Raw genomic sequence first — 11,805 nt, 5'->3', positions numbered from 1 at the left:
CGCCTGTGCCGGCGTCTGGGCCGCTGGCGCGCCGCTGGCCGGTTTGCCGCCGCCCGGCACGTAGGTCGCCGCGCCTTGCGAGGGCAGGGTGGCCGCTTCGCCGCCCTCGGCGGCCGCGGTTTCGGTGTACAGCACGGTCGGGGCGCTGCCGGGCGCGGCGTTGCCGAGCTGGAAGGTGGGGCGCGGCTGTGCGCTGAGCACGGTCAGCGGCACCTGGTGGCCGACCTGGGTGTCGCCGGGCAGGTTCATGCGCACCGCGTTGTCGGCCACCTTGACCAGGTAGCTGCCGTCCTTCAGCTTGGCCATCACCTCGGCGCTGACGGTCTGCCCGACCAGGTTCTGGATGGCGCGCTGGAAGGCGGCCTGGCGGCCATCGCCGATGGGAACGGCGGCGCCAACGCCGTCAGCCGGCTTGACCGGCGTGACGCTGGCGTCCAGGCGCGGCAACATGGCGCCCGCCCGCTTTAGACGCTGCCGTAGGCGTTGACGACGCGCCGTTCCGTGCCGGTGGTGTTGATCAGCCGGGACAGCTGCGCCATCCACGGCATGGTCAGGTCGCGGATCTGGCGGTCGGCGTTGAGCATCTGGCGGATCAGTTCAATCTTGCGCTCGCGCTCGGCGCCCTGCATCGGCTGCGGCGCTTCCTGCTGGCGCAGCGTCTGCACGTGGGCGGCGCAGCGCTGCTCCAGCAGTGTCAGCGCATCCCAGTCGCTGCGGGCGGCCGCCTGCACCATCTGTTCGGTCAGGTCGGCCATGGCTGCGTACACGGATAAAACGTCTTGACTGGTCATCATAAATCAGGCGCTCGCGAGGTTGGGTTGGGGAAGGCCGCTGGCGGCCGGGGTGTCGGCGATCGCGTTCCAGGCGTCGCGCAACTCGGTCAGCAAACGCTGCACCTCTTCGATGATGCCGGGGTCGTTGTGTATATTGGCCAGCAACAGGCGTCCACTCATGTATTCGTACAGCGCGTCGAGCCCCTCGGCGATGTCGCCGCCGGCTTTCTTGTCGAGCGCGGCGCGCAGGCCGCTGTCGATGATCATGATGGCCTTGGAGATCGCCTTGCCCTTCTCGCCGATATTGCCGCTCTGGATGCCGCTCAGGGCGCTGTTGAGCGCCACCAGGGCGCCGTCGAACAGCATCACGATCAGCTTGTGAGGACTGGCGGCCACCACCCCGGTTTCCATGCCGACTTTGGCATAGGCGTTGGCGCCAGTGTGTCGAGATCCGAACATACTTTCTCTCCTGTGGGTACGTTGCGTTACTTGTTCGCCGACAGCGCTGCGAGCTGTTGCGTCAGGAACGACTGGGTGGTGTTCATGCTGGCGATGCTGGTGTCCAGCGCCGTGTATTGCTTGCGATAGCGGGCCTCGACGTCGACCAGGCGCGCGCTGAATTTGTCGCGCTGCGCGGTGATGTCCTTGACCGTGTCGTTGAGTCCCTTGGTGCGCCCGGCGATGATGCCATTGCCGCCGAGGTAGCCGGTCGCCAGCGTGTTGAGCTGGTAGGCGTAGCCCTGCGAGAAACCAAAGGTGCCGCGCGGGCCGGTGGTGTCGCCGGTGATGGTCAGCTTGAGGCCGTCGATCGGCGCGCCCGGCGCCCCGGTCAGCGTCTGGCCGTCGCCGGTGGCGGTGTAGCCGCCGATAGTGCCGGCGACGTCGACGCCCTGCACCGGCGTGGCCGAGCCGAACAGCGCCGAGATGTCGGTGCCGGTGTCGCCGACCACCGTCAGGTTGGACTTGGCGCCATAGCGGGTCGACTCCAGCTTCAGCATGCCGCTGTCGTCGACCGTCACCGCCACCGTGGCGCCGGCGTTGGAAAAGGCGCTGACGCCGTTGATCGCCGACTGCAGCGCGGTCGCCAGCTGGCTCGGGTTATAGGTGCCGGCCGGGATGCTGACCGATTGCGTGTTGCTCAGCGTCGACGGGGTGGTGTCGTTGAGCGTGATGGTCCACTTGGTGTCGGCGGCGATGGTGGTCTCGGCCGGCAGCGCGACGTTGCCGGTCAGCGTGCCCTTGCTGGCCAGCTGGGTGATGTTGATGGCGTAGTTGCCGGCCTGGGTCTTGGCCGAGGAGCTGGCGAACTGCACCTCCGGATCGGAGCCGTGGCCGACCGCCGCGAACAGGCTGGCGATGTCGGCGTAGTTGTTGTCGATGGCCTTTTGCAGCTTGCCGCCGTCGAGCGCCAGCGAGCCGTCTTTCTGGAACGACACGCCGATCTGCGACAGATTGGTCAGGCCGCTGCCCTGCAGGCCGGTGATCGAGCTCGACAGTTGGGCGCGGATCGTCGCCTGCAGGTTGCGCAGCGTCGAGTCGCCCAGCAGCGGGCCGCCGGTCTTGGTGTCGGTGTTGTAGCCGCCCAGCGCGGTGATCTGCGTGTTGAGGTCGTTGTAGCCCTTGACGAAGCTGTTGACCGCGTTGGTCAGGCCGCCGGTGTCCTTGGTCACCGCCAGCGTCGAGGCGCCGACCTTCAGCGCGTTGATCGTCACGCCGGTGATGGCGCCGCCGATGCTGGTGCTGGCACTGGTGACGTTGATGCCGTTGACGGTGGCCTTGGTGTCCGAGGCGGCCGCCTTCTGGCTCAGGTTCTGCACCCCGCCCGGGTCATAGCCGAGCAGGCTGACCAGCGCGTCGTCCGGCGGCTCGCCGCCGCTGCCGGCCAGCGTGATCTTCATGGTCGAGCTCTGGCCGGTGGCGCTGGAGGTCAGGATCAGGCGGTTGGGCGTGGCGCCGGTGCCGGTCGAACCATCCGAGACGATGCTGGCGGTGACGCCGAAGTTGCCCTTGTTGATCGCGTCCATGATGCCCGACAGCGTGTTGTTGCTGCTGTCGATGACGATGTTGCCGGCGGTGCGGGTGGCGTCGGCGTTGAAGCTGGCGCCGAGGTAGGCGCCGCCGATGCCGGCGCTCAGGCCGGCGCCGGCCGGATTGCTGCCGCCGACGTTGATCGGGCTGCCGTCATTGGCGATCAGCGCGATCGACGCCACCGCCGTGGTGCTGGAGCCGATGTTGGCCTGGCCGCTGTTGCCGATGCCGCCGCTGACCGTGCCCGATACCGCCTCGGCGATGGCGATGTTGCTGCCGTCGGCGTTGTGGAATTGCAGGTCGCCGCCGGCGGCCGTGCCGCTGACGGTGATGTTGGCGTCGGCCAGCGCGCGCGCGGTGGCGGTGTTGCCGCTCAGCGCGGCGTCGAGGGAGGCGGCGGTGACGCCGGCGCCGGCCGCCACGCCGTCCTCCTGCAGCGCGATCTGGACGCCGCCGACCGACAGCGAATAAGTGCCGCCGCCGGCGGTGCTGACGTCGCCGAAGGTGCTGGCGCCGCCGGCGCCGAACAGCGTGGCGCTGGTGACTGTCTCGGCGGCCTTGGCCGAGACACCGGTGGTGGTGCTTTTGGCGTTGATGGCGTCGGCCAGCAGGCGCGCGCTGCGGGTGGTGCCGTCGGTGGCGATGGCGGTGCCGTTGATCGCCAGCGCGCCCGGCGTCAGGCCGCCGGTGCTGAGGCTGGCGCCGAGCGGGCCGCCGGCCAGGCCGAAGCTGCCGCCGCTGACGGTGCCGAGCGCGAAGCTGACCGTGGTCTTGCCGCCCAGGCCGATGGCGGCGGTGGTGCTTTTGAAGCCGCCGGTGGCCAGTGTCTGCGCCTGGGCGATCTGCGCCACATTGATGCGGTAGCTGCCTGCCTTGGCGGCGCTGGTGGCGGTGGCGGTCAATACCGTGGCGTCGCCCGCCGAGGTGTTCATGGTCTGGAAGCCCGACAGCGAAGTCAGGCTGGACAGCGAGGACTGGAACGTGCCCAGCGCGCCGGACAGGTTGCCGAAGGCCGACACCTGGGCCAGGTAGCTGGCGGATTTCTTGTCGAAAGTGGCGAGCGGCTGCGACTCGACCGCCATCAGCTTGCTGATGATGCTGTCGACCGGAAGATTGGACCCGATGCCGGCGGAGGAGATGCCCACGTTGTGCTCCTGTTTAAAACAATAATATAAGTCAATATCGGCAGAATCAAACCGGACTTGAGAGGGGCGATTACCCGCCAGTTCGCCCAAAGCTGAAAAAACAGGCAGTATGAATCGAATGATATTGCGGGAATGATATTGCGCGCTAATGGACGGCAATTGAGAAGGCGTGCCCGACTGGCAGCATGCCATGGCGGGGAAAAAAGCGGCGCGCGGTGCGCGCGCCGCGTCAGGCGGTCTGCTGGATCAGCAGGCCTGCGCTGCCGGATTTGCGTTCCAGCGCCTTGGCGATTTCCAGCGCCTCCGGGGTGGGGATCTGGCGCAGCACTTCCTTGGTACTTTGATCGACCACCTTGACCACGGTGCGTTTGGTGTCGCTGTCGACCGAAAACTCCAGTCCCTGGGCCTTGGCCTGGGACGACTGGTTCAGTTGCGACACCGCCTCGTTGACCTGGGCCAGTGTCGGCACCGCCGCGCTACCCTTGACCGCGTTGGCCGTCTCGACCGCGGTGGCGGGGGGGCGCGCGCCGCTGGGGGCGGCGCTGGCGTCGGCACTGGCCGGGCCGCGGTCGGTACCGCGGGCCGGGGTGGTCGAGCCTATGCTATCGATAGTCATGATGCTTCCTTTACGAAAAATCCCCGGCTGATCAAATCAGCCGGGGAACCAGGTCAGAGCGCTAGGTTGTTCCCAGGCTAACTCATTCCGGGTTTAACCACGCAGCAGCGACAGCACGCCGTTCGGCAGCGAGTTGGCTTGCGCCAGCATCGCGGTACCGGCCTGTTGCAGGATCTGGCCGCGCGTCATGTTGGCCGTTTCCGCCGCGAAGTCGGTGTCCTGGATGCGGCTGCGCGAGGACGACAGGTTTTCGTTGGTCGTGTTCAGGTTCGAGATGGTCGAGGCGAAACGGTTCTGGATCGCACCCAGATCGGCACGGTTTTTATTGATCTGGTTCAGCGCCGAGTCGATGGTCAGCAGCGCCTGGTTGGAGCCGTCCACGGTGCTGACGTCGATCTTGTCGACCGCCGACAGCTGGCTGCCCACCTCGGCGGCGCCGAACAGCGTGGCGCCGCCGGTGACCGAGAAACCGCTGTCGGACGACAGTTCGACGCGGCCGCCGACGGTCACTTGAGCGCTCAGCGGCTGGGTGGCGCCGGCGGCGCCGGCCACGTCGGCGCCGCGGATCGTCGCGTCGGTCATCGCCGCGTTGGAGGTGCCCGGCACGATGTTGATGTCGTCGCCGTTGTTATTTTCCAGCTTCAGTTCCTTCTGGCCGTTGGTCTGGTTGACCTGGATGGTGGCGGTGACGTTGGTGGTGCCGGTTTGCGCATTGATCGCCTGCGCCAGCGCCGACAGGTCACCGTTTTTGACCGACGACGAAATGGTCACGGCCGTCGAGTTGGAGCTCTTGAGATCAAATTTCACCGCCAGCGAGGCGGTCGGGTCGGCGATCGCGCCGGCGGCGTCGGTGCCGATCTGGCCCATGGTGGCGGTGGTCTTGGCCTGCGCGGTGACGCCGCTGCTATTGCTGAGGGCGTTGATCTTGGCGGCCGCCGAACGGGCGGACTCGCCGGCGGCGACCTGCACGCTGGTCTGAATACCGGCGCCGGAACTGATCGCCAGCGTTTCGGCCGCTTGCTGGTTGGTGGCGCCGGCGAAGGCGGCCGAGGTGGTGGCGGCGGAGTCGGCGGTCTTGATGGTGTTGTTGCCCAGGTCGGCCGCTTTGGCGCTCTGCACGCCGATGTTGATGGTCTGGCTCGAGTTGGCGCCAACCTGGAACTGGGTGTTGGTCAGCGAGCCGTCCAGCACGTTCTGACCGTTGAACTGGGTGGTGTTGGCCACGCGGTCCAGTTCTTTCGACAGCGACGACACCTCGTTCTGGATTGACTTGCGGTCCGATTCCGAGTTGGTGCCGTTGGCCGACTGCACGGCCAGTTCGCGGATACGCTGCAGCAGGTCGCCGGCGGTGCTCAAGCCACCCTCGGCCGTTTGCGCCAGCGAAATGCCATCGTTGGCGTTACGTGCCGCCTGTTGATTGCCGCGAATCTGCGACGTGAACCGCTCGGAAATCGCCAGACCAGCGGCGTCGTCCTTGGCGCTGTTGATGCGCAGGCCGGAGGACAGACGTTGCAGCGACGTGGTCAGGCTGGCTTGCGACGTGGTCAGGTTACGTTGCGAATTCAGCGATGCAATATTGGTGTTGATGACTTGTGCCATGATGTTTCTCCAAAACTGGTACGACGTAGTGTGGGCGATGCGCCTCAGTTGGCCTTGGTCTGCCACGCTGTTCCGTGACACTCAAACCGCAGTTACTACCGGTAACGGGTTCCCATATGGAAAGTTTAGGCCTGGAAATACGTTAAATTTCTGCTTTGGGGCCTCAAGTTCGCCGCCGCTGTGCGTTTAAACGACGCTGATCAACGAAACTTTAGGGCGTAAAAAACTTTTTTTCGCGCAAAAAAAAACCCGGCTCGGGGCCGGGCGGAGCGTGGTGCGGAGTGGCGGGCGTGGGCCGGAGGGCCTAATCGGCCACCACCACCCGATTCTTGCCGGTCTGTTTGGCGGTGTACATGGCCTTGTCGGCGCGCTTGACCAGTTCGGTCTGCTCCTCGTGCGGGCGGCGCAGCGCCACGCCGGCCGAGAAGGTGATCAGCACCTTCTCGTTATCGTGCAGGAAGAAGTGCTTGGTCAGCTCGCGCTGCAGCCGGGTCATCGTCGACGCGGCCGCCTCGACGCTGGTTTCCGGCATCAGGATCAGGAATTCCTCGCCGCCGAAGCGGGCGATCACATCCATCGAGCGCAGCGTGTCCTTGACGATCTTGACCAGATGCTTGAGCGCGGCGTCGCCGGCGATGTGGCCGTAGGTGTCGTTGAGTTTCTTGAAGTCGTCCAGGTCCAGCACGGCGATGCACAGCGGTGTGCCGCGGCGGTCGGCGCGGGCGGTCTCGCGCTCGAACACATCGTCCAGGCCGCGACGGTTGAGGCTGCCTGTGAGCTGGTCCTCGCGCACCAGCTCGCTCAAGTGCTGCAGCTTGGCCTCCAGCGTGTGGATGCGCGCCTCGGCGTCCTGCACCTCCTGCTGCGCCAGCACCATCTTGTCGCGCGCCTTGAGCGCCTCGCTCTGCACCTGGCGGGTTTCCTTGAGCACCTCGTCGAGAATGCTGTTGAGCTCGGAAATATTGTCGGCCTTGCTGATCTTGTCCGAATAGCCGCCGATCTTCTCGTGGAAGTCGCCGGTGGAAGCGGCCACCTGGCCGAGGCGGTCGATAAAGGTCATCATCATGTTCTTGACGGTGAGCTTGACGTCCGCCAGGCTGTGCTTGAGCTGGCCCTGCTTGTAGATCACTTCCTTCAGGCTGCGCGTGGCTTCCTCCAGCGCCCGCACGTCGAGCGGGCCGGCGATCAGGTTTTGCACCGCCTCGATCTGGCCGCGCAGCCAGCTGTCGTCGTCGAGCAGTTCGCCGACGTTCTCCAGCAGCAGCCTGAACAGGCGCAGCAGCAGTTCCTGCTGCTCGCCGCTGTCGCCGCCGCGCAGTTCGATCTGGTAGCACAGCTGTTTCAGCCGCGTGGCGATCTCGGCCAGCGCCTCCTCGCTGTGGGCCAGTTTGGCGGCGGCGCCCAGCGATTCGGCCTCGGCCGCCAGCACCGGCGTGCCGGCCAGCAGCGAGGCCACCGCGAAGGTCAGCGTGCGCGACAGCAAATCGCGCAGGCCGCGCGTCTCGGCGTTTTCCTCGCCCTGCAGGCCGGCCACCTCGATGCCTTTTTTCGGCGCCGCCAGCTGTTTTTCGACCAGTTGCGACAGCGCGCGCGCGTAGCCGTCCCAGTCGCGTGTCTTGAACGCCCGCTGAAAGCGGCGGCCGAATTCGCCCAGCTCGCCGGCGCTGTCGCCGAGACGCGTGGCGAACTGGTTCAGCAGCGCTTCCGGTCCGGGATCGGCGCTGTCCGCCGTCGCCGTAGTTGTTGCGGCGGCTGTCGCGGCGGCGGCCGGCTCCGGCGGCAGGCCGGCGATTTCGTTGTAAATGTCGCGATAGGCGGCCGGCGTCGGCGCGATGCGGCGCAGCGCCAGGCGGCGGAACGCCTCGCGGGCGATGTCGGCCGGATTTTGCTCGGGCGATGTGGGTTTGCTGGACATGGTGATGCGCGGACCTCTGACTAGATAAGCAATGACCGCCATGATACGCCCGCCGCGCGGCCGGAATGGCGCGGAGCAGCGGCGGAAAGGTGGTTTTCATCCAAGCATAAACTATTTTTCTTTAGGCAACAACGCGGGCCGCCCGTCTTGCTATCTTAACCGCGCTTATTCAATGAGTTGATTTTTTATTGCGTAATGTGTCAGTTCGGCGCTGTTTTTGAGCTTCATCTTGACCAGCAGGCGGGCGCGGTACTCGCTGACGGTCTTGACCGACAGCGACAATTCCTTGGCGATCGTGCCGACCGTCTTGCCGGAGGCGATCATGGTCAGCGTCTGGTATTCGCGGTCGGACAGGGTTTCGTGCAGCGGCGCCGCGTGGTCGTCGCCGACGTGGTTGGCCAGTTCCTGCGCCAGCGCCGCGCTGATGTATTTGAGGCCGCCGGCCACCTGGCGGATCGCCGTCACCAGCTCGCGCGGCGCGCTCTGCTTGGTCAGATAGCCGGCCGCGCCGGCCTTGAGCGCGCGGATCGCGTACTGGTCCTCGCGGTGCATCGACAGCATCAGCACCGCCAGCTCCGGCTTGTCCTTCTTGATCTGCTTGAGCACCTCGATACCGTTGCGATCTGGCAACGAAATATCGAGCAACAACACCTGGCACTCGGATTTGCGGAACAGCTTGATGGCGTCGAGGCCGTTTTCCGCCTCGCCGGCGACGGCGATGTCGCGCGTCTCGGCCAGGATTTGCTTCAAGCCTTCCCGCACGATGGCGTGATCGTCGGCGATGAAGACCTTGATGATGGCTTTTTCGGTCATGAATCGGTCTACCCTTTAGCGGCCGGGTTCGGCCGCATTATTTCGCAGAAGAAATTTTTTCTGCCGTTATTGTAGCGTCAGCGGGCGCTGGCGGGCCGCTGTCTCCAACAGTTTCGCGCTTAATTTTGATCGACACCACGGTGCCGCCGCCGCTGGCGTGGCTCAGGCTCAGCGTGCCGCCCAGCGCGCGCGCGCGTTCGGCCATGCCGCGCAGGCCGAACGAGGCCGGCTTGCTGCGGTCGGCCTGGGCGATGCCGTCGCCGTTGTCGCTGATTTTCAGGCTGACGTGCTGGCGCAACCGCGCCAGGCGCACCGTGACGCGGCTGGCGTTGGCGTGCTTGGCGATATTGGTCAGCGCCTCCTGGGCGATGCGGAACAGCGCGGTGGCCTGATCGTTGTGCAGGCCGATGTCGCGGTGGTTGGCGCTGAAGTGGCTGTCGATGCCGCTCTGGCGGGCGAACTCCTTGACCTGCCATTCCAGCGCCGCCGCCAGGCCCAGGTCCAGCACGGCCGGCCGCAGGTCCAGCGAAATGCGGTGAATGGCGTCGATGGTGCGGTCGACCAGCGCGTCGACGTAGTCGGTTTTCTCGCGCAGCGCCGGCTCGGCGTGCTCCAGCCGCGCCGCCAGCATCGCCACCGCCATCTTGATGGCGGTCAGGTTGCCGCCCAGCTCGTCGTGGATTTCGCGCGCGATGCGGGTGCGTTCCTGCTCCTTGACGCGGTCGGCGTGGGCCGACAGCTCGGCCAGCCGGGCGCGCGAATGGCGCACCTCCAGTTGCTCCAGCTTGGAGTCGGTGATATTGGTCATGATGCCGTCCCAGCGGACGGCGCCGTCCGGCAGCGCGTGCGGCGTGCTGCGCAGATTGATCCACTTGACGTCCTTCCACGCCTCGACCCAGATGCGGCCTTCCCAGTTCCAGCTCCACAGCGCTTTGGCCGAGGCCGCCATCGACTCCAGATACGACTGGCGGTCGACCTCCAGGATCAGCGCCAGGAAGCGCTGAGGTTCGGCGCGCAGCGCGGCGGCGCTCAGGCCGAGCAGCGCCAGGCAGCCGTCGCTCAGATAGGGGAAGTGGACTTGGCCGTTGGCGTCCAGCACAAACTGGTAGACCAGGCCGGGGGTGTTGGAGACGATGGCGGCGAAGCGTGCGCGCACCTGTTCCAGTTCATCGGCCATGGCCTGGCTGGCGGGGGGAGTGGGGGGAAGGGCGCTCATGGGGATGTCATTGTATCGTCTGCGGCGGTGTGCCCTGGTCGGCATGATACGTGAAAGCCGTTACAATAGGCCGTATGAATAAAGCATTTGTCAAAGAGAGCGCGCAGGACGAGGACGACGACGAAGCCGCCGCGCTGGCGTTGGCGATCCCGGCCGGCGCCAAGAATTATATCCGTCCCGAGGGCTACCAGCGCATCAAGGACGAGCTGCTGCAATTGATCGACGTCGAGCGGCCGGACGTGGTGAAAATCGTCCACTGGGCGGCCTCCAACGGCGACCGCTCGGAAAACGGCGACTACATCTATGGCAAGCGTCGGCTGCGCGAGATCGACCGCCGCATCCGCTTCCTGACCAAGCGCATGGACGCGGCGCAGATTGTCGACCCGAGCGTGCACCACGGCAGCGACCAGGTGTTCTTCGGCGCCACCGTGACCTACGCCAATCAGCACGGGCAGCAGCGCACCATCACTATCGTCGGCATCGACGAGCTCGACCCGCTGAACGGCAAGATCAGCTGGGTGGCGCCGGTGGCGCGGGCGCTGACCAAGGCGCGCGAGGGCGACACCATCGTCTTCCAGGCGCCGCACGGCGTGGAGGAACTGGACATTCTGGAGGTACGTTATCCTGCACCCATCGCTGAATAAACGGCGCGTATTGCTGCTGACGCTGCTGATGCTGGCGCTGCTGGGCTGGCAGGGCGGCGCGCGCGCCGACGATGTCTACATCATGGACATCAACTCCAGCAAAGCGGGCAGCAGCGACAGCCACATCATGCGACTGCTGACGGCGGCGCTGGAGGCTTCCCGGCCACGCTACGGCGCCTACACCGTGCGCGTGGCGCAGTTGCGCATGGAGCGCGACCGGCTGCTGCAGGAAATGCTCAAGGGCGAGCTGGTCAATTTAAGTTCGCAAGTGACCTCGCCGGAGTGGGAGGCCAGGCTAACGCCGGTCCGCATCCCGGTCGACAAAGGCATTTCCTGCTACCGGGTATCGTTGATCGACGGGCGCAACCAGGAGCTGTTCAGCGCCATCCGCACGCTGGACCAGCTGAAAAGCATGAGTCTGGGCGCCGGCCGCCAATGGAGTTTGAACGCCACCTACAAGGAAGCCGGTTTCCACGTGGTCGACGGCAGTACCACGGCCGGGTTGCACAGCATGCTGGCGGCGGGCCGCTTCCAGCACTTCCCGCGGGCGATCGACGAAGCGACGTACGAGCAGGCCGCCTACATGCCGGCGTTCCCGAACTTGCGACTGGAGCGCAGTTTCGCGCTCTACATTCCCTCGCCGCGCTACTTCTTCGTCGGCGGCGGTCAGCAGCGCCGGCTGGCGCAGCGGCTGGACTATGGCATGCACATCCTGATCGCGGACGGCCGCTTCGACCAGCTGTTCCACGAATTCTATGACGGGCTGATCGCCAAGACCGGCCTGAGCAAGCGCCGCATCTTCAAGCTGGACAACCCACGGCTATCGCCGCAGACCCCGCTCTCCACCAAAGCCTACTGGTACGAGCCACGGTAGAAAAAACGGTGTCAGACCTCGTATATTGAACCTACCGCGCCATCGCCGGATAATATGGAGGTGGCAACGGTCAGGCAGGGTGACGCCGACCAGACTTTGGGTAGTTGAACCCGTGTGTCAGATAGGCGCCCTTGTCTGTTTCATTTTATTAGTCCGAACGGTATCTTGGGCCATCACAAAGT

10 protein-coding genes and 2 pseudogenes are annotated in these 11,805 nt (G+C 65.7%); 2 read left to right on the top strand and 10 right to left on the bottom strand.

Features of this window, described 5'->3' with window-relative positions:
- The 10 genes and pseudogenes from GTP44_RS26150 to GTP44_RS26110 form a co-directional block, all read right to left on the bottom strand.
- A pseudogene (locus GTP44_RS26150) lies at positions 1-450 on the bottom strand (flagellar hook-length control protein FliK); the annotation flags it as partial.
- A 14-nt stretch (positions 451-464) separates the two neighbouring features.
- The gene (locus GTP44_RS26145) at positions 465-794 is read right to left on the bottom strand and encodes a flagellar protein FliT (RefSeq protein ID WP_160992519.1); all 330 of its coding nucleotides are present in this window, start codon (positions 792-794) and stop codon (positions 465-467) included.
- A 3-nt stretch (positions 795-797) separates the two neighbouring features.
- Positions 798-1,232 carry a flagellar export chaperone FliS gene (gene fliS, locus GTP44_RS26140; RefSeq protein ID WP_160992518.1) on the bottom strand — a complete coding sequence of 145 codons (435 nt, stop codon included), beginning with the start codon at positions 1,230-1,232 and terminating at the stop codon, positions 798-800.
- A 26-nt stretch (positions 1,233-1,258) separates the two neighbouring features.
- Entirely contained in the window at positions 1,259-3,064 is a 1,806-nt protein-coding gene (fliD, locus tag GTP44_RS28320; protein ID WP_371867334.1) for a flagellar filament capping protein FliD, read from the bottom strand.
- Between the two features lie 576 nt (positions 3,065-3,640).
- Positions 3,641-4,138, bottom strand: a pseudogene (locus GTP44_RS28315) (flagellar cap protein FliD N-terminal domain-containing protein); the annotation flags it as partial.
- Positions 4,139-4,175: 37 nt separating this feature from the next.
- Positions 4,176-4,562 carry a flagellar protein FlaG gene (locus tag GTP44_RS26130; RefSeq protein WP_160992516.1) on the bottom strand — a complete coding sequence of 129 codons (387 nt, stop codon included), beginning with the start codon at positions 4,560-4,562 and terminating at the stop codon, positions 4,176-4,178.
- Positions 4,563-4,655: 93 nt separating this feature from the next.
- Positions 4,656-6,161 carry a flagellin N-terminal helical domain-containing protein gene (locus tag GTP44_RS26125; protein WP_161021704.1) on the bottom strand — a complete coding sequence of 502 codons (1,506 nt, stop codon included), beginning with the start codon at positions 6,159-6,161 and terminating at the stop codon, positions 4,656-4,658.
- 304 nt (positions 6,162-6,465) lie between these two features.
- Positions 6,466-8,076: a GGDEF domain-containing protein gene (locus tag GTP44_RS26120; RefSeq protein WP_160992514.1), complete on the bottom strand. Its 1,611-nt coding sequence runs from the start codon at positions 8,074-8,076 to the stop codon at positions 6,466-6,468.
- A 165-nt stretch (positions 8,077-8,241) separates the two neighbouring features.
- Positions 8,242-8,889 carry a response regulator gene (locus GTP44_RS26115; protein ID WP_161021703.1) on the bottom strand — a complete coding sequence of 216 codons (648 nt, stop codon included), beginning with the start codon at positions 8,887-8,889 and terminating at the stop codon, positions 8,242-8,244.
- Between the two features lie 37 nt (positions 8,890-8,926).
- The gene (locus GTP44_RS26110; RefSeq protein WP_160992512.1) at positions 8,927-10,105 is read right to left on the bottom strand and encodes a sensor histidine kinase; all 1,179 of its coding nucleotides are present in this window, start codon (positions 10,103-10,105) and stop codon (positions 8,927-8,929) included.
- Positions 10,106-10,179: 74 nt separating this feature from the next.
- Here GTP44_RS26110 and greB point away from each other — a divergent pair, with 74 nt between their 5' ends.
- Together greB and GTP44_RS26100 are read left to right on the top strand one after the other, a co-directional pair.
- Complete coding sequence (gene greB, locus GTP44_RS26105; protein WP_160992511.1) at positions 10,180-10,749, top strand: transcription elongation factor GreB; 570 nt, start codon at positions 10,180-10,182, stop codon at positions 10,747-10,749.
- Between the two features lie 10 nt (positions 10,750-10,759).
- Positions 10,760-11,623, top strand: a complete 864-nt coding sequence (locus GTP44_RS26100) for a transporter substrate-binding domain-containing protein (RefSeq protein WP_229257094.1) — start codon at positions 10,760-10,762, stop codon at positions 11,621-11,623.
- Positions 11,624-11,805 lie beyond the last annotated feature (182 nt).

Source organism: Duganella lactea (assembly GCF_009857505.1).
Classification (GTDB): domain Bacteria; phylum Pseudomonadota; class Gammaproteobacteria; order Burkholderiales; family Burkholderiaceae_D; genus Rugamonas; species Rugamonas lactea.
The sequence above is the reverse complement of the archived record's forward strand: the minus strand, read 5'-3'. Positions and strand labels throughout refer to the sequence as shown.